The 23,308-nt window shown below is 65.5% G+C and carries 24 protein-coding genes; 11 read left to right on the top strand and 13 right to left on the bottom strand.

Annotated elements, in window-relative coordinates; genetic code table 11:
* Positions 1–6 precede the first annotated feature (6 nt).
* The 5 genes from IEW02_RS01525 to IEW02_RS01505 all read right to left on the bottom strand — a co-directional run bounded on the left by IEW02_RS01525 (position 7) and on the right by IEW02_RS01505 (position 6,950).
* Positions 7–1,884, bottom strand: a complete 1,878-nt coding sequence (locus tag IEW02_RS01525; RefSeq protein WP_188542946.1) for an ABC transporter ATP-binding protein — start codon at positions 1,882–1,884, stop codon at positions 7–9.
* A gap of 12 nt (positions 1,885–1,896) precedes the next feature.
* Complete coding sequence (locus tag IEW02_RS01520; protein WP_188542945.1) at positions 1,897–2,745, bottom strand: SDR family oxidoreductase; 849 nt, start codon at positions 2,743–2,745, stop codon at positions 1,897–1,899.
* Between the two features lie 104 nt (positions 2,746–2,849).
* Complete coding sequence (gene lon / locus IEW02_RS01515; protein ID WP_188542944.1) at positions 2,850–5,168, bottom strand: endopeptidase La; 2,319 nt, start codon at positions 5,166–5,168, stop codon at positions 2,850–2,852.
* A gap of 91 nt (positions 5,169–5,259) precedes the next feature.
* A complete protein-coding gene (locus IEW02_RS01510; RefSeq protein WP_188542943.1) occupies positions 5,260–5,748 on the bottom strand; it encodes a hypothetical protein in 489 nt (162 codons plus the stop codon).
* Positions 5,749–5,894: 146 nt separating this feature from the next.
* The gene (locus IEW02_RS01505; RefSeq protein WP_188542942.1) at positions 5,895–6,950 is read right to left on the bottom strand and encodes a bacteriorhodopsin-like; all 1,056 of its coding nucleotides are present in this window, start codon (positions 6,948–6,950) and stop codon (positions 5,895–5,897) included.
* Here IEW02_RS01505 and IEW02_RS01500 point away from each other — a divergent pair.
* On the top strand, positions 6,943–8,007 hold the full coding sequence (locus IEW02_RS01500; protein WP_188542941.1) for a Brp/Blh family beta-carotene 15,15'-dioxygenase: 1,065 nt from the start codon (positions 6,943–6,945) through the stop codon (positions 8,005–8,007). The genes IEW02_RS01505 and IEW02_RS01500 overlap by 8 nt on opposite strands.
* Here IEW02_RS01500 and IEW02_RS01495 read toward each other — a convergent pair.
* Positions 7,991–9,175 carry a thiolase family protein gene (locus IEW02_RS01495; protein WP_188542940.1) on the bottom strand — a complete coding sequence of 395 codons (1,185 nt, stop codon included), beginning with the start codon at positions 9,173–9,175 and terminating at the stop codon, positions 7,991–7,993. The genes IEW02_RS01500 and IEW02_RS01495 overlap by 17 nt on opposite strands.
* A 153-nt stretch (positions 9,176–9,328) precedes the next feature.
* Here IEW02_RS01495 and IEW02_RS01490 point away from each other — a divergent pair, with 153 nt between their 5' ends.
* From IEW02_RS01490 to IEW02_RS01480, 3 genes are read left to right on the top strand one after another with little or no spacing between them, the layout of a single operon-like run.
* Complete coding sequence (locus tag IEW02_RS01490; protein ID WP_188542939.1) at positions 9,329–9,847, top strand: DUF4190 domain-containing protein; 519 nt, start codon at positions 9,329–9,331, stop codon at positions 9,845–9,847.
* A 56-nt stretch (positions 9,848–9,903) separates the two neighbouring features.
* Positions 9,904–10,392 carry a winged helix-turn-helix transcriptional regulator gene (locus IEW02_RS01485; RefSeq protein WP_188542938.1) on the top strand — a complete coding sequence of 163 codons (489 nt, stop codon included), beginning with the start codon at positions 9,904–9,906 and terminating at the stop codon, positions 10,390–10,392.
* 14 nt (positions 10,393–10,406) lie between these two features.
* A complete protein-coding gene (locus tag IEW02_RS01480) occupies positions 10,407–11,384 on the top strand; it encodes a pirin family protein (protein ID WP_188542937.1) in 978 nt (325 codons plus the stop codon).
* Here IEW02_RS01480 and IEW02_RS01475 read toward each other — a convergent pair.
* The gene (locus IEW02_RS01475; protein WP_188542936.1) at positions 11,381–11,845 is read right to left on the bottom strand and encodes an SRPBCC family protein; all 465 of its coding nucleotides are present in this window, start codon (positions 11,843–11,845) and stop codon (positions 11,381–11,383) included. The genes IEW02_RS01480 and IEW02_RS01475 overlap by 4 nt on opposite strands.
* 76 nt (positions 11,846–11,921) lie before the next feature.
* Here IEW02_RS01475 and IEW02_RS01470 point away from each other — a divergent pair, with 76 nt between their 5' ends.
* Positions 11,922–12,194 carry an autophagy-related protein 2 gene (locus IEW02_RS01470; RefSeq protein ID WP_188542935.1) on the top strand — a complete coding sequence of 91 codons (273 nt, stop codon included), beginning with the start codon at positions 11,922–11,924 and terminating at the stop codon, positions 12,192–12,194.
* Here IEW02_RS01470 and IEW02_RS01465 read toward each other — a convergent pair.
* On the bottom strand, positions 12,181–12,663 hold the full coding sequence (locus IEW02_RS01465) for a ribonuclease H family protein (RefSeq protein ID WP_188543931.1): 483 nt from the start codon (positions 12,661–12,663) through the stop codon (positions 12,181–12,183). The two genes, IEW02_RS01470 and IEW02_RS01465, sit on opposite strands and share 14 nt — an antisense overlap.
* 128 nt (positions 12,664–12,791) lie before the next feature.
* On the opposite strand from IEW02_RS01465, the gene IEW02_RS01460 reads away from it, so the two are divergent.
* From IEW02_RS01460 to msrB, 6 genes are all read left to right on the top strand, one after another.
* Positions 12,792–13,796, top strand: coding sequence for an oxidoreductase (locus IEW02_RS01460; RefSeq protein ID WP_188542934.1), 1,005 nt, complete (start codon positions 12,792–12,794; stop codon positions 13,794–13,796).
* Between the two features lie 8 nt (positions 13,797–13,804).
* Complete coding sequence (locus IEW02_RS01455) at positions 13,805–14,707, top strand: DNA-3-methyladenine glycosylase family protein (protein WP_371829898.1); 903 nt, start codon at positions 13,805–13,807, stop codon at positions 14,705–14,707.
* 40 nt (positions 14,708–14,747) lie between these two features.
* Positions 14,748–15,695 carry an aldo/keto reductase gene (locus IEW02_RS01450; protein ID WP_188542933.1) on the top strand — a complete coding sequence of 316 codons (948 nt, stop codon included), beginning with the start codon at positions 14,748–14,750 and terminating at the stop codon, positions 15,693–15,695.
* A gap of 72 nt (positions 15,696–15,767) precedes the next feature.
* Positions 15,768–16,166, top strand: coding sequence for a DUF309 domain-containing protein (locus tag IEW02_RS01445; RefSeq protein WP_188542932.1), 399 nt, complete (start codon positions 15,768–15,770; stop codon positions 16,164–16,166).
* A gap of 100 nt (positions 16,167–16,266) precedes the next feature.
* Positions 16,267–17,535, top strand: a complete 1,269-nt coding sequence (locus IEW02_RS01440; protein ID WP_188542931.1) for a multidrug effflux MFS transporter — start codon at positions 16,267–16,269, stop codon at positions 17,533–17,535.
* Positions 17,507–17,956 carry a peptide-methionine (R)-S-oxide reductase MsrB gene (msrB, locus tag IEW02_RS01435; protein ID WP_188542930.1) on the top strand — a complete coding sequence of 150 codons (450 nt, stop codon included), beginning with the start codon at positions 17,507–17,509 and terminating at the stop codon, positions 17,954–17,956. Before IEW02_RS01440 ends, msrB begins: the two co-directional genes overlap by 29 nt.
* A 22-nt stretch (positions 17,957–17,978) precedes the next feature.
* On the opposite strand, the gene IEW02_RS01430 is transcribed toward msrB, so the two are convergent.
* Genes IEW02_RS01430 through IEW02_RS01410 form a run of 5 tightly spaced genes read right to left on the bottom strand, consistent with a single transcriptional unit; the run spans position 17,979 to position 23,158 of the window.
* Positions 17,979–18,692, bottom strand: a complete 714-nt coding sequence (locus tag IEW02_RS01430) for an IclR family transcriptional regulator (protein ID WP_188543929.1) — start codon at positions 18,690–18,692, stop codon at positions 17,979–17,981.
* 17 nt (positions 18,693–18,709) lie between these two features.
* The gene (locus IEW02_RS01425; RefSeq protein WP_188542929.1) at positions 18,710–19,474 is read right to left on the bottom strand and encodes a deoxyribonuclease IV; all 765 of its coding nucleotides are present in this window, start codon (positions 19,472–19,474) and stop codon (positions 18,710–18,712) included.
* Positions 19,475–19,492: 18 nt separating this feature from the next.
* The gene (locus IEW02_RS01420; RefSeq protein WP_188542928.1) at positions 19,493–19,876 is read right to left on the bottom strand and encodes a carboxymuconolactone decarboxylase family protein; all 384 of its coding nucleotides are present in this window, start codon (positions 19,874–19,876) and stop codon (positions 19,493–19,495) included.
* Positions 19,873–20,865: an NADPH:quinone oxidoreductase family protein gene (locus IEW02_RS01415; RefSeq protein WP_188542927.1), complete on the bottom strand. Its 993-nt coding sequence runs from the start codon at positions 20,863–20,865 to the stop codon at positions 19,873–19,875. Before IEW02_RS01415 ends, IEW02_RS01420 begins: the two co-directional genes overlap by 4 nt.
* Positions 20,866–20,920: 55 nt before the next feature.
* On the bottom strand, positions 20,921–23,158 hold the full coding sequence (locus tag IEW02_RS01410) for a putative bifunctional diguanylate cyclase/phosphodiesterase (protein WP_188542926.1): 2,238 nt from the start codon (positions 23,156–23,158) through the stop codon (positions 20,921–20,923).
* Positions 23,159–23,308: the final 150 nt, after the last annotated feature.

The raw sequence follows: 23,308 nt of genomic DNA, 5'->3' as shown, positions 1-23,308 counted from the left end.
TCCTTCTTACCCGCTCACGGTGACCGGCTCGTCGAATTGAGTTCGATAGAGCTCCGCGTACCGGCCGCCCAGGGCAAGCAGTTCCGAATGAGTGCCCTGCTCGGCGACTGCGCCGGCTTCGATCACCAGAATCGTGTCCGCCGCTCGGACCGTCGACAGCCGGTGCGCGATGACGATCGACGTTCGACCGGCGAGCGCCTCGGCCAGCGCTTCCTGCACGGCTACTTCCGATGTCGAGTCCAGTGACGCCGTCGCCTCGTCGAGCACCACGACACGCGGCTGCGACAACAGCAGCCGGGCGATGGTGACGCGCTGACGTTCACCGCCGGAGAACCGGTACCCGCGTTCGCCGACGACCGTGTCGAGGCCGTCGGGTAGTGCGGAGACCAGGTCGGCCAGACGAGCGCGGCGCAGTGCGTCCCACACCTCCTCCTCCGACGCGTCCGGCCGCGCGAGCGTCAGATTGGAACGGAGGCTTTCGTGAAAGAGGTGGCCGTCCTGCGTGACCATTCCGACAGCGCCCCGGATCGACTCGGCGGTCAGATCACGAACGTCGTTGTCCGCCAACCGGACCGCACCCGAATCGACGTCGTACAGACGAGACACCAACTGCGCGATGGTCGACTTCCCGGCACCGGACGATCCCACCAGCGCAACCATGTGGCCGGGCTCGGCTCGGAAGGACACCCCGTGCAGCACCTCTTCGCCGCCCCGAGAGTCCAGAACTGCGACGTCCTCGAGCGAGGCGAGCGACACCTTGTCCGCCGACGGGTAGGCGAAGCGGACGTCGTCGAACTCGACGGCCACCGGACCGTCGGGAATCGTGCGGGCGTCCGGCTTGTCGACGATCAGCGGTGTCACGTCGAGGATCTCGAAGACACGCTCGAAACTGACGATCGCGCTCATCACGTCCACCCGCGCGCTCGCCAGCGCTGTCAGAGGGGCGTAGAGACGTGTGAGCAGAAGTGAGAGCGTCACAACGGAACCCGCGTCCAGCTGGCCGCGGAGCGCGTAGAAGCCGCCCAGTCCGTAGACCAGGGCGAGTGCGAGTGCGGACACCAAGGTGAGCGCCGTGACGAACACCGTCTGCACCATGGCGGTACGAATACCGATGTCTCGTACCCGATCTGCGCGCGAGGCGAATTCCTCGGACTCGTGCGCAGGCCGGCCGAACAGTTTGATCAGCGTGGCACCGGGCGCCGAGAACCGCTCGGTCATCTGCGTCGACATCGTGGCGTTGTAACCTGCCGCTTCACGCTGCAGCCGGGCAAGGCGGTTGCCCATGTTCCGCGCCGGGATCACGAAGATCGGTAGCAGCACCAGTGCGAGAAGGGTTATCTGCCATGAGATCCCGAGCATCACGACCAGCGTGAGCAGCAGGGTGACCAGGTTGCTCACCACACCGGACAGGGTTCCGCTGAAGGCGCGCTGCGCACCGATGACGTCGTTGTTGAGCCGGCTGACCAGCGCGCCGGTACGGGTGCGGGTGAAGAACGCGATGGGCATCTTCTGTACGTGGTCGAAGACCTTGGTGCGCAACGAGAAGATCAGGTTCTCACCGATTCGGGACGACAGCCAGCGATTCGTCAACCCGCTTGCCGCGTCCAGCAGAGCCACGAACGCGATGATTATCGCAAGAATCAGCACCGTCCGGTACTCGCTGCCCCGCACGATCGCGTCGACGACGCGACCGGCGAGCACCGGCGTCGCCACCGCGAGCGCGGCCGAGAACACGCTGAGGATCAAGAACCCGACCAGCAAGCGGCGCAGGGGCCGCGCGAACACCAGGATGCGGCGGACCGTCACCTTGGAGAACGGTCTCGAGGTGTCGGGCGCATTCGCCGACCGGTACATCTGGTTGTAGGCAACCGATTCCATGCTCATGGTGAATCTCTCTCAGGCGCGTGGTGGCCGACGGGGGATACCCATGGCCGTGGCCAGGGTGAGGTCCGTCAACCGGGTGGGGGTGATCGTGGTCAACGCGATCTGCACCGTCGACGACGCGCCGACGGGGTACCGCGCCTTGGGCCGACGAGCGGTGAGCGCTGCGATAATGACCGCGCTGACTTTCGACGCCGGCACGGCCTGCTTCTGCATCATGGGCATGACACGGCGTACTCCGCGAATATGCTTGGCGTACAGCGACTTCTGCTCGTCGTTCAACTCGGTTACCGTGGCGTCGACCTGTTCGTTCACCCCGCCCCAGATGTCGGTGGCGGTGGCACCCGGCTCGACGAGGCTCACACCGATCTTCCACGGCCGCAGCTCCATTCGAAGTGCGTCCACCAACCCCTCCAACGCGAACTTCGATGCGCAGTAGGCACCCATCCACGGCGTCGAGACTCGGCCGCTCACCGACGACACGAACACGATGCGGCCCTGTGCCCGCCGGATCCGCGGCAGAACCGCGCGGGTCACCGCCATCGCCCCGAACACGTTGACGTCGAATTGCTTCTGCAGTGCCTCCGCCGAGAGTGTCTCGACCGGTCCGTCGACGACGATGCCGGCGTTGTTGACCACCGCGTCGAGCCGATCGGGGAGTACGCCGTCCAGGGCGGCAACCTGGTCTGCATCGGTCACGTCGAGCAGTACCGGGGTCAGGGAACCCGAGGTGGCCGCAGCCAACGACGCTCCGTCGGCTTCGCTGCGCACCCCCGCGAACACGTGCCAGCCCGCACCGGCCAGCTCGAGCGCCGTCACTCTGCCGATACCGCGGGCAGCACCGGTTACCAGGATCGTCTTCATCTCGTCAGTATCCGCCTACGGCAGATGTTCGAGAGCCCTGCATCCATCCGCGGGCCCTGCAGGGCTCTCGAACAGACAAAGGGCTCTCGAACTCGAGCTACGGCTCAGGCAGCCCGCTCTGTCACTGCCTGGCTTTCCAGAGCCAGCGCCACGATCTCGGCCACGTCGGTCATCGGACGAATGTCCAACGCGTCCTTGACTTCCTGAGGGACGTCATCGAGATCGGGCTCGTTGCGCGCCGGGATGAACACCGTCTTCAGACCGGCCCGTTGCGCGGCGAGAAGCTTCTGCTTCACACCGCCGATCGGCAGAACCCGCCCGTTCAGCGTCACCTCGCCGGTCATGCCGACGTCCGAGCGCACCGGTCGGCCCGTCGCCATCGAGACCAACGCGGTCACCATGGTGACGCCCGCCGAGGGCCCGTCCTTCTGCACTGCTCCGGCCGGAACGTGGACGTGGATGCTGCGATCCAATGCCGCCGGCTCGATCCCGAACTCGACTGCGTGTGCGCGGACGTACGAGAGCGCAATCTGCGCGGACTCCTTCATGACGTCGCCCAGCTGACCCGTCAGGGCCAAGCCCGTTTTGCCCTCGTTCGATCCGGCTTCGATGAACAGCACGTCCCCACCGAGTCCGGTCACGGCCAGACCTGTTGCCACACCGGGCACCTCGGTCCGCTCGTGAGACTCCGGGGTGAATCGCGGGCGGCCCAGGTAGCCGACCAGATCCGGCTCGTCGATGACGATGGCATCGCTCGACGCCGCAAGCTTGGTCGTGGCCTTGCGGAGGGCCTTGGCCAGCAGCCGCTCGAACTGTCGCACACCCGGTTCACGGGTGTAGTCGGCTGCGATCTTGTGCAAGGCAGCGTCGGTGACGGTCACTTCCTCGGCCGTCAGCGCAGCGCGCTCGGCCTGGCGAGGCAGCAGGTAATCACGCGCGATGGCCACCTTGTCGTCTTCGGTGTAGCCGTCGATCGTGATCAGCTCCATGCGGTCGATGAGGGCCGCCGGGATCTGCTCGATCACGTTGGCGGTCGCGAGGAACACGACGTCGGAGAGGTCGAGGTCCAGATCGAGGTAGTGGTCACGGAACGTGTGGTTCTGCGCCGGGTCCAGCACCTCGAGCAGCGCTGCGCTCGGATCGCCGCGGTAGTCGGATCCGACCTTGTCGATCTCGTCGAGCAGCACGACGGGATTCATCGATCCCGCCTCACCGATCGCCCGCACGATACGACCGGGCAGGGCGCCGACGTACGTCCGACGGTGACCTCTGATCTCTGCTTCGTCTCGGACACCGCCGAGGGCGACGCGAACGAACTTACGTCCCAGGGCCCGTGCGACCGACTCACCGAGCGATGTCTTGCCCACTCCGGGAGGACCGGCCAGCACCATCACGGCACCGGAGCCGCGCCCGCCGACCACCTGCAGACCGCGGTCGGCGCGACGCGCACGAACCGCCAAGTACTCGACGATGCGGTCCTTCACGTCGTCCAGTCCGTGGTGGTCGGCGTCGAGAACGGCCCGCGCAGCCGCGATGTCCGTCGAATCTTCGGTGCGTTCGTTCCAGGGAAGGTCGAGCACGGTGTCCAGCCAGGTTCGGATCCAACCACTTTCGGGGCTCTGATCGCTGGAGCGTTCGAGCCGGCCGACTTCGCGCATCGCTGCTTCCCGCACGTTGTCCGGGAGGGTGGCCATCTCGACACGGGTGCGGTAATCGTCCGCGCCGTCGGGCTCGTCCTCGCCGAGCTCCTTGCGGATCGCGGCGAGTTGCTGGCGCAGCAGGAATTCCTTCTGCGTCTTCTCCATACCGTCGCGGACGTCGCCGGCGATCTTGTCGTTGACTTCGACCTCGGCGAGGTGATCCTTCGTCCATGCGATGAGTGCAGTCAAACGCTCTGCGACATCGGGGGTTTCGAGAAGCTCGCGCTTCTGCACGTCCGTCAGGTACGACGCGTACCCGGCGGTGTCGGCAAGAGCGGACGGGTCGGTGAGCTTGTTCACCGAGTCGATGACCTGCCACGCATCACGGCGTTGCAGCATCGCCAGGACTAGCTTCTTGTACTCGCCCGCCAGAGCGCGAGTGTCGTCGGTGATGACAGCCTGATCGACAGGCTCGGCCTCGACCCACAGTGCTGCGCCGGGTCCGCTGACCCCGGATCCGATGTGGGCGCGACCCTCGCCCTTGATGACGGCGGCCTGCTCACCGGTGGCCAGACGACCCATCTGCACGATGGATGCGATGACGCCGTACGCGGGGTAGCGGTCGTCGAGACGGGGTGCGACCAGCAGTTTGCCGTCGGTGGTGCTGCGTGCGGCGTCGATGGCGGCGCGCGCGGAGTCGTCGAGTTCCACCGGCACGACCATGCCGGGAAGGACCACGGGATCGGTCAGAAAGAGCACGGGGAGACGTGTCGGTTCGGTCATGGGGTTCTCCTCAAGTTAAGCGTGATCAGCTCAACTTCACACACGCCAGTTGTGTTCCCGAATCTTCCGCCGTTCGCCGTCAGCGGAGCGGCTAGCGACGCACGTCCACCTGGACGACGCCGGAGGCGGTGACCGTCTGCGGGTTGATCTGCGGCACGAACGCTCCGACCGTCACGATCACGGTGTACTCGACAGTGCCGATACCGGTATCGATGACCGCCCCGCCCGCCGGGTATTGCAGCGACTTGTCGCTCACCGCGGTTCCCGACATACCCGTGGCCGTGTTGCGCCACCGGATCTCCGTGTGGGTTCCGAACGTGAGCAAGCGGAACTGCTGGCTGTACAGGGGGTCCGTGGTCGGGGGCTGCACATTGACGGCCAACTTCGCGACGACCGGGCCCTGATCGACCGATTCCTCCACACCCGAGCCACTCACGCCGAGGGTGAGAGGCGATTCCCACGGGTACGGGCTCGGACCCGTCACTGTCGTGTACGTCGACGTCGGATTCGCGGACGCGACCCCCGGCATCACGCCGAGCATTGCGACGGACAAGACGACAGCGGCGAAAATTTTCCGCATGGCGTTCCCTTCTCGTTCGAGACAGACCGACCGTGTCCGAACTGTACGACGAGAAAAGCTGAGCAAAGGTCACGATCTTGTGACGAAAATCGGGTGCACTCGGCCACTGTGACAGTGGTCGAGTGCACCCGCTCAGATCGTAGGAATCAGTTTCGTCCAGCCGGGGACTTCGCTCTCTCGGAATTCCCGAGCACTTCGCGGGCCTCCTCCACCGACAACTCGTTCTCGGCGAACGACGGATCGTCCGCGAAGGACTTGATGCGAGCAACGCGGTAGATGATCAAGCCGTACAACGCTTTCGCGAGAATATCCGCAATCGAGTAGCCGATTTGCTTGCCCGTCCACGCAGCCGCTCCATCGAAGCCGAGTTGCGGGAGCAGGTACGCGATCGGGTACACGCCCCACGTTGCAACCAGCAGGATGCGCAGACGACTGATTGTCGAACGCACCTGCGGCGGCTGATTGCCGAGCGACTTCGTCATCTCCACGAACAGAACGTAGAGAATGTAGAGGAACGGAATTGTCGACAGCGTGCCGAAGATCGTCCGAATACTGTTGTCGCCGCTCAGTTCTCCAGGATAACCGAGAATGATCATCAGGGCCGCAGCCGGAACGAGGCGCAGCAGCAGACTGGTCTGCAGCTTGCGCGCCAACGCAAGCACAGCGACCAATTCGACGAGGAGAAGCGGCACGGTGAGCAGCCAGTCGACGTAGCGGTAACCCTCGTTGAAGCCCTCGCCCGCGGCCTGGGTGTAGTCACCCTTGCCACCCACAGAGTCCGTGACGAACGAGCTGTTGAAGGAGTTGAAAATGCGGAAGTAGTGGTAGGCGGCGATCCCACACACCGTCGCCGCAACGATCATGGCCTGTCGATATCGTGGCAAAATTCTTGGGAGACAGGCGATCATGAACAAGGCAGCGAACAGTTGCGATGCGATCACCAACGAAAAAATGTTGTAGATCGCATCGTGCTGTCCCGCGGAAATAGAATCGGGTATCAAGATGTCCCTCCAGAGTCGACGTGAATAAGCGTCGGTGTGGGAGAGGACAGCGGAAGAGGCACTGCGTCTGGCTGTGGTCTTGATCACCGACACCAGTGGTTCGTACCGGCTCCCCAACCCGGACGAACTTTCACGGAACCGATCACGGGCCGCCCTGCGGTGGTACACATGAACGACAGATCCGAGGTCGCAGATGGCCATTCCCAGTGCCGAAAAATCAACGTATACATTCGAATCGGTCAGCGACGGCGATGCCGCCGCGATTCGTGCTCGCCTGCTGGTGCCCGTCCTCGTCGCGTTCGTTCTACTGACGGCCGTCTGCGCGGTGACACCGATTCCTCTGCTCTGGCAGTACGTGCCGTTCGCACTCAGCCTTGTCGTGCTGGGTTTGCCGCACGGCGCTCTGGACCATTTGGTTCCGGCGTGGCTGGATCGTCGCGGCCAGTCGTTGGCCTCGATCGCTCGTGTCGTCGCTCTGTACGGAGTACTCGCGGGTGCCACCGCACTGCTGTGGATGTGGGTGCCAACCGCAGCGGCCATCGCTTTCGTCGCGCTGACGTGGTTTCACTGGGGCCAAGGCGATCTCTACGCACTCGTGGCGATCAACGATTCGCGCTACCTCGACACTGCACCTCTTCGATGCGCGGCTGTCGTCTCCCGCGGCGGCCTTCCGATGCTGATTCCTCTTGTGTTCCACCCCGAGAGCTTCCACATGGTCCTGGGTGCTTCCGTCTCGTTGTTCGATCGCGCCGGGCCCACCTCGACGCCACTCGACGACCCCACCTTGCGCACCGTCCTCGCGGGGTCGTTCATCGCGTTTCTGGTCGCGACGGCGCTCGTGACGAGGCGGCGCTGTACGGCGGGAGACCGTCGCGCCTGGTGGCGTGATCAAGCGGAAGTCGTTGCGCTGCTGATCTTCTTCGTCGTGGTTCCGCCGATACTCGCGGTCGGCCTCTACTTCTCGCTCTGGCACGCGCTGCGACACTTCGTCAGGCTGGACAGTATCGGGTCGGTGAACCGGGAGCCGCTGAGAACTCGCGTGTGGGATCTGGCGCGAGGCGCTCTCCCCACCACCGCGGCTGCCATCGTTCTGCTCGTGGTCATGGCGGTCGCGCTGCCGGGAGCCCACGACACCGGCGGCGCGGCCCTGGGTGTGTACCTCGTGCTGATCTCGGCACTCACCGTTCCGCACGTCGCCGTCGTGTCCTACATGGACTACCGGCAGCAGCTGTGGAGACCCGTCAGATCCGTTCGATGATCGTCGCGTTCGCCAATCCGCCTGCCTCACACATGGTCTGCAATGCGTAGCGACCGCCCGTCTGCTCCAGGGCGTTGACCATGGTGGTCATGATGCGCGCACCACTCGCACCGAGCGGATGACCGATGGCGATGGCGCCGCCGTTGACGTTCGTCTTCGCGAGGTCCGCTCCGGTGTCCCGAGCCCACGCCAGCACGACCGGTGAGAAGGCCTCGTTGACCTCGAACAGGTCGATGTCGGCGATCGTCAGCCCGGCGCGTTCGAGTACCTTCTTCGTGGCGGGAATGACACCGGTCAGCATGTACAGCGGGTCCGAACCGATCACTGCCACACTGTGAATGCGCGCCAGCGGGGTGAGACCGAGCTTGGCCGCAACCTCGCTGGTGGTGATCAGTACGGCCGCACTTCCGTCGCTCAGTGGACTGGCGTTACCGGCGGTGATGTTCCATTCGATCTGCGGGAAGCGACGGCCGACGGCCTCGTCGTAGTACGCAGGCTTCAGGCCTGCCAACGTCTCGACACCCGAGCCCGGACGAATGTTCTCGTCCGTCTCCAATCCGGCAATCGGGGCAAGTTCGGTGGCGAAGCGGCCCTCTTTCGTTGCAGTGGTGGCCTTTTCGTGACTTCTGACGGCGAACTCGTCGAGCTGGGTGCGCGAGAACCCCCACTCGGCGGAGATCAGTTCGGCGCTGTGGCCCTGCCCGACCAGCCCGTCCGGGTACCGGGCGACGAAATCGTGTCCGCGGGGGTCGAAGCCCGGGCGGACGTTAGACCCCATGGGTACCCGGCCCATGGATTCGATACCGGAGGCGACCACGACGTCGTACGCACCGGACATGACGCCCTGCGCGGCGAAGTGAATGGCTTGCTGACTGCTTCCGCACTGGCGGTCGACGGTGGTGCCGGGAACCGACTCCGGATACCCGGCGGCCAGCAAGGCCGTGCGCGCGATGTTGAACGCCTGCTCGTCCGCTTGCGTGACCGCACCCGTGATCACATCGTCGACGAGTGCAGGATCGATGCCGGCGCGGTCGACAAGTGTCCTGAGGCTGTGCGCGAGCAGGTCTGCGGGGTGGACACCGTGGAGCGCGCCGCTGCCCTTTCCTTTGCCTACGGGTGTGCGGACTGCGCCGACGATGACTGCGTCGCGACCGAATGACTGTGCCATGGGACTCACCTTCCGAAGCTGACTGTGGTTCTACATAGCCAACAATGCGTACGCAGGCTCGGATATTCCATAGTCAGCAAAGTTTTTCGTGGTCGAGGGCGGTTTGTCCTTTACAGTCGGTCCACCCGACCTCGCCGAACAATGGAGTCAGCAATGACCGGTCCCACCGATCCCTACCCCAGCGGCGATCCACAGCAGCCGTACAACCAGCCGAATCAGTACGGCCAGCCCCAGTACGGCCAACCCCAGCAGTATGGCCAACCCCAGTACGGCCAGCCACCCGTCGCCCCCAAGAACGGTTTCGGCCTCGCCGCACTGATCCTCGGCATCCTGTCGATTCTCGCGTTCTGGAGCTTCGGTTTCGGAATCGTCCTCGGACTTCTCGCAATTCTCTTCGGCTTCCTGGGCCGCTCCCGCGTCAAGAAGCGCGTCGCGACCAACGGTGGCGTTGCACTCACGGGCATCGTTCTCGGCGTCATCGGTGTGATCGCCGGAATCGCGTTCCTCTGGGTGGTGGTGTGGGCTGCGGACAAGATCGGTGTCGGTGACTACGCGACGTGCCTGAGCGACGCGAACGGCAACGAGCAGGCGATCGCGTCGTGCAACGATCAGTTCCAGAACAACCTCGAAGACCGGTTCAGCGTCACGATCACGCCGCTGCCCACGCCCTAGCAACCGAATGAACGACAACCTGACTATGCACTATGAGAGTCACGTATCCTGAACCGATGGCAGCACGGCTGGAAGGCGTTCTCGAGGACAGGGACTCGTGGCAGGCTAGGCACTGCTCCATCGCGAAGGCCCTCGACGTCGTGGGCACCCGATCCGCCATGCTCATCCTGCGCGAAGCGATCTACGGCACCACGCGTTTCGACGATTTTGCGAATCGGGTCGGCATCACCGAAGCAGTCACGGCAGCGCGGTTGAAAGAGCTGGCGGCAGCCGGCATCTTCGAGCGTCGGCCCTACAAGATTCCTGGATCACGGACGAGGTACGAGTACGTCCTGACCGAGATGGGGCGCGATCTGGTGCCCGTGATCATCGGCCTCATGCAGTGGGGAGACACCTATCTGCAAGGGCCCCGCGGGAAGCCGTTGGACGTCGTCGAGGACGCGACCGGATCCGCGGTGGCCGCCGAAGTTCGCACCGAGGACGGCCGACGCGTAGAACTGGACGAGTTGCGTATTCAGGTCGCCAGCGCACACAGCAAGCCCTGATCACCGGAGGCGTCATGAGTAATCTGGAAGCCGCCCCCGCGGAGACGGTGTGCGCCTCGACCGTGCAGGTGCGCAGCGACGTTCAGGTCATCGTTCCCCGCGAGGTCCCCCTCGGCGGGCCGCGCGCCATGACGGTTCGGCGAACTCTGCCGTCGCGAGAGCGAACCCTCGTCGGAGCGTGGTGTTTCGCGGACCACTTCGGCCCCGAGGACGTTGCGGTCAGTGGCGGCATGAACGTTCCGCCGCACCCACACACCGGATTGCAAACGGTCAGTTGGCTTTTCAGCGGCGAGATCGAGCACCGTGATTCCACGGGTGCCCACGCAATGGTCCGCCCCGGCGAGTTGAACATCATGACCGCGGGGTCCGGTATCGCGCACTCGGAGGTGTCGACGCCGGCGACGACCATCCTGCACGGCGCCCAGTTGTGGGTTGCACTCCCCGACGAGAGTCGAAATACCGCAGCACATTTCGAGCACTACGTACCCGACGGCGTCGACCATGGAAACGCTACCGTTCGGGTCTTCCTCGGATCGCTCGCGGGTGACGCGTCCCCCGTTTCCACGTTCAGCCCCCTCCTCGGCGCCGAGATCGTGCTCGAGCCCGAGAGCGAGGAGACCTTTGCCGTCGACCCGACCTTCGAGCACGGCGTTCTCGTCGACTCCGGAGACGTACTCGTCGACGGCACCCCGGTCGACCACGGCGCGATGGGCTACCTCGCACCCGACGCCGACAGGATTCGCATCCGGAACCGCGGCCGAGGCGCTGCGCGCGTCCTGCTCCTCGGCGGCACACCGTTCGGCGAACAGGTCATCATGTGGTGGAACTTCATGGGGCGCACGCACGACGAGATCGTGGCATACCGCGAACAATGGAACGCCGAAGTCGACCACACCCGTACTGCAACACATTTCGGCACAGTCGAGGGGTACGACGGAGCATGGCTTCACGCTCCGTCGATGCCCACCTCGCGATTGAAGACCCGCGGCTAACTGTCCTCGAGCAACACACCCAGGTGATCGGCCAGCCGCTGCATGGTTGCGACGATCTGCTGCTCCGTCACGCGGGGAAAGACCTTCTTGAACTCCAAGTCCGTGACACCGGACCAGTCGTAGATCTGGGTCAGCCCGGAGCGCTCGGAATCGACAACGTCCAACTCCCACGACCACCGTGAGCCACGCGGCGGTTGGCCCTGACGCTGCGGCTCCCAGCCGATCCGCACATCCTGCTCGAACAGGAACACCGTGTTCTCCATGACGTAGTCACCGAGCTCGGGCTGATGCATCTTCATCGTGAACACGTCACCGACCTCGGTGAGCGGCTTCGGATCGACCGCTCCTTTCAGCATTCCCGACCCGTCGATCTCGGCCTGGACCTTCGGATCGCTCAGCGCTTCGAAGACCGTGGCTGCGGTGGCTTCGATCACTCGGCGCACTACCAGTTCGTCGGACATACATCCTCCTCATCGGATCGGACTCTTCATCGAGTCGGACGGTTCGAGGTCGACCGTACTGGGCACTCTCCTGGACATGACCGACAGCTCAGAGAACACAGTCGATGCGACGCAGGACCCGGCAGCTCACACCAAGGGTCTGGACGCGGACGATGCGCAGAGTCCCGGCGAGCGCGCCGAGGCTGTCCGCGAGTTCGACGATCATTCGGACGACGAGGGTCCCGACACGTTGGACGGCAGCGAAGAAGAGCACGACGGCGACTTTCGCGACGACGGCAAGACGCTGCCGACCCCGCATACCTCCACGGAGGCGTCCGACGACCCGAAGGCCACCTCTAGAACAGAGTGACCGGTTCGGCGCGCACCACGTCCGGGGACGTCTCGCCGCCGGCCAGGACGGCCCGCGCGGCGGCACCCGCCAACTCGTCGGCCATCTCGTTGTACTGGTTTCCGACGTGTCCGCGGACCCACCGGAACCGCACGGGTCCCTCCCGCTCGGAGATGGCGCGGTCGATCGCTTGAACGAGGTCGATGTTCTTCACCGGCGTGCCGCCGGCCGTTCGCCAGCCTTTGCGTTTCCATCCGGGCAGCCACTCCGACGCGCATTTGATGGCGTACTGGGAGTCGGACTCGATGAGCAGGGGCTCGTCCCCACCGTGTGCACGGATGGCTTCGAGCAGCGCTCGCAGCTCGGCAATCTGGTTCGTGCCCGACGCGCACCCTCCGGAAGCCTGCGGCCCGAGGTGGTTGACCCACGCCCAGCCGATGGCGCCTCCAGGATTCTTCAGGCACGAGCCGTCGGTACTCACGATGATCACGCTGCGCACCTTACGACGGGCCACCGACAATCCGTCGGTCCCGCGCCGCGGGAAGGCCGGAGGCCGTTCGGGAAGGCCGGAGGCCGGTCGTGTCGGTCGTGTCGGTCGGCGGGCTTAGGGTCTTCGGCATGAGCACCTCCTTTCAAGCCTGGGTCGCACGTGAAGGCGACGGGACGATCGACTTCGCGCCCGAGACAGTGGACGAGTCGTTCCTGCCACCGGGAGAGGTGACCATTGCGGTCCACTTCTCCAGCGTGAACTACAAGGACGCCCTCGCCGTCACCCCAAAAGGTGGAGTGGTAAGCGACTATCCGATCGTTCCGGGTATCGACGTCGCCGGTGAGGTCATCTCGTCCGACAGCGACGAGTTCACGCCGGGCGATCTCGTCGTCGCCCACGGATACGACATCGGTACCGCCCGGCACGGCGGGTACGCCGAGCGTGCCCGAGTGCCCGCCGAGTGGGTCGTGAAGTTGACGGACGGGTTGTCCCCCGCCGACGCGGCCACCATCGGCACCGCCGGGTTCACGGCCGCGATGTCGGTCGCTGCGCTGCTCGATCGGGGACTGACACCCGACGACGGCCCGGTGCTGGTGACTGGAGCGTCCGGCGGCGTCGGATCCGTCACCGTCGATCTGCTTGCGGCGGCGGGCTTCGAGGTGGTCGCCTCCAGCGGCAAATCCGACGCACACGACTTCCTCACCGAGCTGGGCGCCTCGACCGTCATCGGCCGGTTGCCCGAAGATCCGGACGTCAAGCCGCGGCCCCTCGGGAAATCGCAGTGGGCTGCCGCCGTGGACTGCGTCGGCGGCAAGACGCTGGCACATGTTCTGAGCACGCTGAAGTACCGCGGCGCCGTGGCCGCGAGCGGTCTCACCGGCGGGCCGTCCCTGCCGACCACCGTGCTTCCGTTCATCCTTCGCGGCGTGGACCTGCTCGGTATCGACTCGGTGCAGTTGCCGATCGACGAGCGCCGCGCGCTGTGGAAGCGCATTGCCACCGATCTGAAGCCGCGGCACCTGGCGTCGATCACGCGCGAGGTGGACGTCGAGAACGTCACCTCGGTCATCGACTCCATTCGCGACGGCGGTTATACCGGTCGGGCGCTGGTGCGCGTCGCCGGCGGTTTCTGACAGGCCCCGTGGAGGTCACCGTCAGCGTCGGGCATCCGGTCGCCCTGGCTCGCACGCTCTCGCCGAACCGGCGCGGACCCGGCGACCCGGCGCATCGCCAGATCGCCGACGGGTCGTTGTGGCGGTGTTCGCTCATGCCGTCGGGGCCGGTCACCTACCGACTGACCCGCGCGGGCGACGACGCCCACTGCGAGGCGTGGGGACCGGGCGCGGCGGAACTTCTCGAGACGGTGCCAGGCATCGTCGGAGCGCAGGACGACCCGGACGGTTTCGCGCCCGACCACCCGATTCTGAAGGAAGCCCACCGACGCTTTCCGCATTTTCGGATCGGCAGGACGAACCGGGTGATGGAAGCGATGGTGCCGGCCATCCTCGAACAGAAGGTTCACGGCGCGTCGGCGTTCTCCGCATGGCGATATCTGTTGCGGAAGTTCGGGGAGCCGGCCCCCGGACCCGCCCCCGAGGGCATGCGTGTTCCGCCGCCGCCCGAGGTCTGGCGACGCATTCCGTCGTGGGAGTTCCATCGCGCCAACGTCGACCCTCAGCGATCCAAGACGATTGTTCGGGCTGCTCAGTACGCCGACAAACTCGAAGCGATCACGACGATGAATCGAGAGGACGCCGAGCGTCGGCTCCGGTTCGTGCCCGGAATCGGGTTGTGGACGGCAGCGGAGGTTACGCAGCGCGCGCTCGGTGACGCAGATGCTCTGTCCGTCGGCGACTATCACCTGGCCACGGTCGTAGGTCGCTCGCTGACGGGTAAACCCATGACCGACGACGAGATGGTGGCGTACATGGAGCCGCTGCGTCCGCACCGCTATCGCGCGGTTCGACTCCTGGAGATCAGCGGCACCGCCTTGCGGCCGCGATTCGGGCCGCGGACGCAGATTGCGGATCACCGATGGCACTGACACACGAAATACCCCTCACCCGATCCTGGTTGCACCTCGTATGACCACGATCGGAAACTCTGACCTCGACGTCTTTCCTCTCGCTCTCGGCGCCAACACATTCGGCTGGACCAGCGACGAGAAGGACTCCCACGCGATCCTCGACGCGTTCGTCGCCGGTGGCGGCAACTTCGTGGACACCGCGGACTCGTACTCGGCGTTCGCGCCCGGAAACTCCGGTGGCGAGTCCGAGAGCGTGCTGGGCTCGTGGTTCACCGCCCGCGGCAACCGCGACGACATCGTTCTGGCTACGAAGGTCAGCCAGCATCCCGACTTCAAGGGCCTGGCGCCCGACAACATTCGCGCCGCGGCAGACGCATCCCTGTCCCGCCTGAAGACCGATCACATCGACGTCTACTACGCACACTACGACGACGACAAGACTCCGCTCGACGAGTCGCTCGCAGCCTTCGACGGGTTGGTGAAGGACGGGAAGGTTCGCTACGTCGCGATCTCCAACTACTCGCCGGCACGGATCGAGGAGTGGCTGTCGATCGCCCGACGCGAGGGTTTCGCCCTCCCCATCGCCATCCAGCCGCACTACAACCTGGTGCACCGCCGGTCGTACGAGCCGGAGATCCGCGACATCGCCGAAGCGAACAATCTCGGCGTGTTCCCCTACTTCGCGCTCGCGTCCGGGTTCCTGACCGGCAAGTACCGCACCCGTGACGACCTCGCGAACACTCCGCGCGAGCGTCTGACGCAGGGGTACTTCAGCGACGCCGGGCTCGAGGTCGTCGGCGCACTGGACACCGTCGCGAACGCGCACGGCACCTCGCTCGCCACGGTTGCTCTCGCCTGGTTGCTCTCACGTCCCGGCATCGTGGCTCCCATTGCGAGCGCCAGCCGCATCGACCAGCTTCAGAGCCTGCTCGACTCCACCACCCTCACGCTCACCGCCGACGAACTCGATCTGTTGACGGCCACCTCGGACAAGGTCGGCGAGTAACTCATCGCCCGCGAACGCGACATCGACGGCCGCCCCCTCAACTCACGTCCTCGCGACGAGTTGGGGAGGCCGATGCCGCGCGGGTCGGTCGGGGTTCCGCGCATCCCAGACGATGTCCAATTGCCGCCGGACGAGTCGTTGACCGAAGCGCAACGCCTGCTCGACGCCGGCATGCCCTTCCATGCGCACGAGATTCTGGAAGGCACCTGGAAGATTTCCGTCCCGGGCGAACGCGCGCTGTGGCAGGGACTGGCGCAACTGGCCGTCGGCCTCACGCACCTTCTGCGGGGTAACGAGCGGGGGGCGCTGTCGCTTCTCATGCAGGGGCGGAACCGAATCTGGCCGTACCACCTCGACCCACCACACGGCGTCGACGTCGACGGGTTGGTCGCCTGGGCGGACACCCTCGGTGAGGCGTTGGAAGAGGGCCGCAGTACGAAGCCGACGGTCCCCGCGCTCCGAACCCGCTGAGTGTTAACCCGCCGGCAACGTACTTCGGGAACATAACGAGGCTTCGGGACGCTGCATCACGGGTAAGGCACACATACAGAACGTTCAGGGAGATTCGCACATGGAGAACAGTCTCCAGAACGCCGCGCCCACCTCGCGCCTACGCACCATCCTCGTCCTCGGTGCCCTCGTGGCCTTGGGGCCGCTGACGATCGACACCTACCTGCCTGCCCTCCCCGCGATCACCGACGATCTCCAGTCCACGGACGCGGCAGTTCAGTTCACTCTCACCGGCACCTTGATCGGCCTCGCCATCGGTCAGCTGGTGGTCGGCCCACTGTCCGACGCCCTCGGTCGACGCCGACCCCTCATCGCCGGCACCGTCATCCACATCGTCGCGTCGATGCTCTGCGTCATCGCACCGAACGTCGCCGTGCTCGGCGTGCTTCGCGCCGTTCAAGGATTCGGCGCCGCAGCCGCCATGGTCATCGCACTGGCTGTCGTTCGCGACCTGTACGACGGCAACGCCGCCGCCACCGTGATGTCGCGTCTGATGCTCGTCATGGGAGTGGCCCCCATCGTCGCACCCAGCCTGGGCAGCGTCATCCTGGTCCACGGATCGTGGCGTGGGGTTTTCGCAATGCTCGCGGTGCTGGGCCTGGCTCTGATGTTCGTTGCGATCTTCCTGCTCAAAGAGACACTGCCGCAACCGAAGCGACGTGAACTGGAGTTCGGACCGGTGTTCCGGACCTACGGATCGCTGTTCCGGGACCGGCAGTTCGTCGTGCTCGTGCTCGTCGCCGCACTGGGCATGGCGGCGCTGTTCGCCTACATCTCGGGATCGTCGTTCGTCCTCCAGGACCAGTACGGCCTCGGTCAGCAGCAGTTCTCGCTGGTCTTCGCCGTCGGTGCGATCGCGCTGATCGGCGCGTCGCAGTTCAATGTCGTTCTGCTGCAGCGTTACAACCCCAAGCAGATCGTGATCGCGGCTCTGCTCGCCTCGACCATCGCCGGCGCGGCGTTGATCGTCACCACCGAGTTCGAGATCGGCGGCATGTGGGGCTTCCTGATTCCGGTGTGGTTCGTTCTCGGAGCCGCGGGCTTCGTGATCCCCAACTCGCCCGCACTGGCTCTGTCCCGTCACGGCGAAGCAGCGGGCACCGCCGCCGCGGTCCTCGGCGCGGCCCAGTTCGGCCTCGGCGCCTTGGTTGCACCGCTGGTCGGAGTGCTCGGAAACGATGGTCCCGCCATCGCCATCACCATGACGGCGGGAGCGCTCATCGCGCTTCTCGCCTTGTTCTCGGTACGCAAATCCACGACCGACACCGAAAGTGTGGTCGTGTACGAAGGGAAGGACGTCGATGTCGACGCAGCAGTATCGCAAAGATGAGAAGGCCGTTGCGGCTCTCACACCCGAGCAGTATCAGGTAACCCAGAAGAACGGCACCGAACCCGCGTTCACCGGTGAGACGTGGGACAACCACGAGCCCGGTCTCTACGTCGACGTGGTCTCCGGTGAGCCGCTGTTCTCCTCGGAGGACAAGTTCGAAAGCGGTTCGGGCTGGCCCAGTTTCACCCGGCCGGTCGAGCCGGAGAACGTGGTGGAGAAGCGCGACCTCAGCCACTTCATGCTCCGCACCGAGGTCCGCTCCGCGAACGGGGACAGCCACCTCGGCCACCTGTTCAAGGACGGACCCAAGGCCGACGGCGGTCTGCGGTACTGCATGAACTCCGCCTCGATGCGCTTCATCCCTGTCGACCAGCTCGAAGCAGAGGGGTACGGAGAGTACAAGGCGCGGTTCGAGAAATAGTTCGTTCCCCGTTTGGTAAGCGTCAGATCAGCCCACGCGAAATAGCCCGGCACGCCGCCCGCAACGCCGGCACCACCGGCGCCGGATCGTCCCGTACCGAGATCACGACCGACACGGCGGCGACCACCTCGTTCCCCCGTCGTACCGGCGCGGCGATGGCCAGCGACCCCAAGTTCAGATACTCCCGGCACACCACCACCCCGGTACGACGGATGTCGGCGAGGACGGAGCGCAGTCGGTGTTCGTCGGTGACGGTGTGCGGGGTGAACGCCGCCAGCCCGCCGGCCAGCACCTGATCGAGTAACTCGATTCGGTTGTGCGCCAACAGAACCAGACCACCGCTCGACGCGTGGAGCGGGAGGCGCCCACCGGCCCTCGAGATCAGCGGGACAGCGTTGCGGGCCGACAACCGTTCGATGTAGAGCGCATCCGTTCCGTCCAGCACGACGAGTTGCACGTTCTGGTGCGTTGCCTCGTACAGGTCTTCCAGGTAGGGAAGCGCGACTTGGCGTAGCCCGTGAGCGCGCGGGGCCAGCGATCCGAGTTCCCAGATCCGCACCCCGATCGTGTAGTGCCCGTCGTCGTCACGTTCGAGGGCACCGTGGTCCACCAACTGTCGACACAGCCGGTGCACGGTGGGGAGCGGGAGACCGGTGGAGCGCGACAGGTCGGATTGCGTGAGCCGTGTCCTGTTGTCTCCGAACGAGTTCAGCACCGCGAACACCCTGGCGATCATGCCCGGGTGCGGCTCGCTCACAACGAGCGCAAGTACGCCACGTCGGCGGCGATACCTTCGGCCGGAGTCTCGAGCATGACCGGCGCGCCGGAGGCTCGACCGACCTCGACGAGCACCTCCGGTTCGATGGTGCCCTCCTCGAGGTTCGCGTGACGGTCGCGTGCGGAGTCGAAGTCGTCGCGAGAGTTGTTCAGGTGGACGAGATCGATCCGTCCGGTGATCGCCTTGATGCGCTCGACGACGCCCACCAAGTCCTCGCCGCCGGCCCAGGCGTGGCAGGTGTCCAGACAGAACCCTGCGCCGAACTCACCCACCGCGTCCCAGAGCTTGGCGATCGCGTCGAAGTGTCGTGCCATCGCGAAGTCGCCGCCGGCGGTGTTCTCGATCCAGATGGGAACCGCGAACCCGCCGGATTCGGCTTGCCGCTCGAAAAGCTTGCGCCAGTTCGCAATCCCCTCGTCCGGATCTTCGCCGTCACGCACGTGCCCACCGTGTACCACCAGCCCGAGCGCCCCCACCTCGGCAGCCACCGCGGCCTGCTCGGTGACGGACTTGCGTGAGGGGATGCGGATTCGGTTGTTCAGGCTGGCGACGTTGATGACGTACGACGAGTGCACCACCACGTCGACGGCGCTGTCGCGAATGCGCTCGAGCCCCTCACCCACGACGGGCTTCTTCCACTTCTGCGGATCGGTGACGAAGAGCTGAACGAGGTCGACGTCGAGTGCCTCGGCCTCCTCGAGTGGGTTATCCGAGTTGCGGACGTGGGCTCCGATGCGCATGCCGTTCACGATACTGCGCTACTCCGACAGCTCACCGAGCTCGTCGACCAGTGCCTTCTGCACCACTCGCATGGCAGCCAGAGCGGCGGGCGCCCCGACGTATCCGCTGGCATGGATCACGGACTCGACGATCTCGTCCCGAGTCAGTCCGTTCGTGAGAGCACCGCGCACGTGTCCGGCCAGTTCGTCGTCGGCGCGCAGCGCGATGAGCATGCCCAGGTTCAGCAGACTTCGGCTGCGGCGATCCAGCCCCGGGCGAGTCCAGACCGAGCCCCACACGTGTTCGGTGATGTGCTTCTGCAGTTGCTCCGAGTCCGTCCCGGCGGAATTCGACAGGGCGCGGTCGACGAACGCGTCACCCATCACCTCGCGTCGGACGGTGAGGCCGTCGTCGTAGCTCATGCGAGCGGAGGCCGGTCGGGAGTCGTGAAGGAGATCACGACTTTGCCTGCGGCCGTGCGATTTTCGAGGGACGCGATTGCTTCCGCCGCCTTGTCGACGGGGTAGACGACCGGTTCCGGAGCACTCAACTCGCCGGAGGCGAACAACGGTTCGAGCTCCTCCCATTGTGTCGCGGTGTACCCGGGCCGCGACATCCACCACGCACCCCACCCGACTCCGACTACGTCGATGTTGTTCAGCAGCAACCGATTCACCTTCACCGTGGGAATCTCACCACCGGTGAACCCCAGGACGAGGATGCGCCCCGAGGGAGCCAACGACCGCAGACTGTCGGTGAATCGATCACCGCCCACCGGGTCGACGATCACGTCGACACCTTTCCCGCCGGTCAGTTCCTTCACCGCCTCGCGCCATCCGTCGACGAGCACCACGTCGGTGGCGCCGGCCGACCGCGCGACATCGGCCTTCGCTTCGGTGCTGACCACGGCTACCACCCTGCCCGCGCCCAGCAGTGGGGCGAGACGCAGCGCGGACGTACCGATCCCACCCGCCGCGCCATGCACCAACACCGTCTCACCGGCGGCCAGCCGACCACGTTCACGTAGGGCGAAGTGCACGGTCAGATCGTTGAAGAGCACCCCCGCACCGGCCTCGAACGAGATCGAATCGGGAAGGCGGAACGTCAGATCCGGGTGCACGACCGCAACCTCGGCCATCCCTCCACTGAACCCGGTGAGCCCGGCAACGCGATCGCCCGGCGCGAATCCCGAACCGTCCGGAGCGGACCGCACGACCCCCGCGACCTCGCTGCCGGCGACGAAGGGCAGCTCGGGCTTCATCTGGTAGAGGCCGCGCGTCAACAGTGCGTCGGGGAACGCGACTCCGGCGGCGCGGACGTCGACCACCACCCCGTCACCCGACGGTTCGTCGATGTCGGCGACGGTGACTGATTCCGGGCCGTCGAGGGTGGTGACCTGAACTGCGCGCATGTGACGCCTCTTTCTCGTTTCGACGGGCCTCCGGCCTGCCCGCCTGGCATTCCGCTCAGGCTAGTACGCCGGACCTGCCCTCTATCGAAGAGACGGTGGAGAGGACGGCCGCGGCGGGCATGGGCTCGGCGATGTGGAATCCCTGGGCGGCGTCGCAACCGAGGCCGCGCAGGGCGACCAACGTCGCCTCGTCCTCCACACCCTCGGCGAGAACGCTGACCCCCAGACCCCGAGCCAGGTCGACCGTCGACCGGACGATCGCGGCGTTGGCGGGGTCCGTGGTCATCGTCGTGACGAAAGATCGGTCGATCTTCAGTTGTTGCACGGGAAGCGAACTGAGATACGCGAGCGAACTGTGGCCGGTGCCGTAATCGTCGACGGATATCGACGAACCGAGCTCGCGCAGGGACAGCAGGGTTTCGATCGACTTCGTCGGATCGGTCATCGCGTCGGATTCGGTCACCTCGAATGCTACTGCGGATCCGGGAATGCCGGCTCGGGACAGCTCGACTCGAACCTGTTCGGAAAGAGTCGAATCGACGAGATTTCGCACCGAAAGGTTCACCGCGACGGACAGGTCGCGCCCGTCGTCGCGCCAGCGTCGGCACTGGGAGAACGCTTCACGCAGGACGAAAGAGGTGATGGCGGGCAACATTCCGGTCTGTTCGGCACTGGGAAGGAAGTCTCCCGGACAGAGCAAACCGTCGACGGGATGCTGCCAACGTAGCAGCGTCTCCACCCCCGTCACCCGGCCGGTTCGCAGGTCCAGCAGTGGCTGGTAGAACAACCGCAGTTCCTGTTCGGCAATGGCTTTGGGAATCTCGCTCATCAGACGCAGCTGGCGATGCCGGTCGATGTCCATCGACCGGTTGTAGACCGCCAGGCGTGGTTGCCGGCGCTCGGCTTCGGTCATCGCAAGATGCGCTCGCTGGAACAGCACCTCGGCGCTCGGTCGAAGAACGCTGGAGGACAACGCAATTCCGACCGTGACCTCGATACCCAGCTCGATATCGCCGACGCGCAGTTCCTTGCCGACGGCTCGGCGAATGGCGCGCGCCGTCGACACGGCCGTGTCGTGACGCGCTTCGGGAGCCAGCACGACGACGAATTCGTCGCCTCCCAGCCGCCCCACCAGACCGTTCGGCCCCAACGTCGATCCGATGCGCGCTCCCACCTCGGTCAGCACCCGATCGCCGGTGCCGTAGCCGAACGTCTCGTTGATGTGCGAGAACCGATCGAGGTCGACGACCAGGAGCGCCACACCTTCGTGGTCGTGCACGTCCAGCAGCTCCTCCACCCACTCGGTGAGGGACAGCCGGTTCGCGAGACCGGTGAGCAGATCGGTGCGTGCGGAGTCGTGCACCTTGCGTGCGTAGCGTCGTAGGTCGCGCAGGATGACGTACGCCCGCGTGGACGCCAGCAGGGTGAGGACCGCGGACGACAGCACCACGACCCACCCCCACACTTCGACCGGCAGGCCGCGCACCAGCTCGATGACCATGACGACGGGCGCGATGCTGACGGCGAAGGTGAGCAGCACCAGACGCCAGGCCGGAAGCGACGGCATGACCCGAGCCGACGGCGCCTTGGCTGGATCGATACGCGGAAGGGGATGCAGAACCGCAGCGGCCATCAAGACGTAGGACAGCAGCCAGGCAGCGTTCGTCGCGGTCTCGCTGTACCGGCCCAACGGATCGAGAAGAACGTACGACGCGTAGTCGCTGACGGCCATGATCGTGAGCGCAACCGCGGTCAGTCCGAGTGTTGCGGTGCGGGACCGTCGCGACAACAGGAAATAGCCGAGAATGGCGAGCAGAAAAACATCCAGATTGGTGTAGACAACCGCAGCCCACGTGTTGCCGCCGATCTCGGGTGACCGGTTGACCACGACGAACGTCCACGACGCGAGACCGACTCCGACGGCGACGATGGCGCTCTCGAGCAGTTCCGCGGTGCGGATGACGCGGCGCCCGCCGACGGTGACGGTGGCCAGGGCGCAGATGATGGCGATGTACCCGGCGATGTAGAGCGGTTCGGCGACCGACCCGAGGGCGTTCGGATCCTCCTGGAAACCGACCACGACGTCGCCTGCGACCCACGACGCGACCCCGGCTGTGAACAGCCGCGCCGAGAGGATGTTGTGCGGCCAGTTCGCGTTGGTCCCGAGTCCGATGCTCACGACCGCGAGGGCCGCGACCGAGTAGTAGACGACGGACTGGCCCCACGCGGACGGCACGACGACATAGACGACCACGCCGAACACCCCCAGCGTGAGTACACGTGTCCACGCCATCGTCTGCCCGGATCTCTCTCTCTTAGTCGCCCCTGACGACCATTATCGAACAATGTGGACGCGCCATTACCGAATCTCTGAAGCTGACCATCCAGGAACGGTGTCCGGATGACAAGTCACCCGTTTTTCGACCTGTTCACCGATCCCTGT

The sequence above is a fragment of the Rhodococcoides trifolii genome, from assembly GCF_014635345.1.
GTDB lineage: Bacteria > Actinomycetota > Actinomycetes > Mycobacteriales > Mycobacteriaceae > Rhodococcoides > Rhodococcoides trifolii.
Note: the sequence above shows the minus strand (reverse complement) of the source record. Positions and strands in the feature narration are given on the sequence as shown.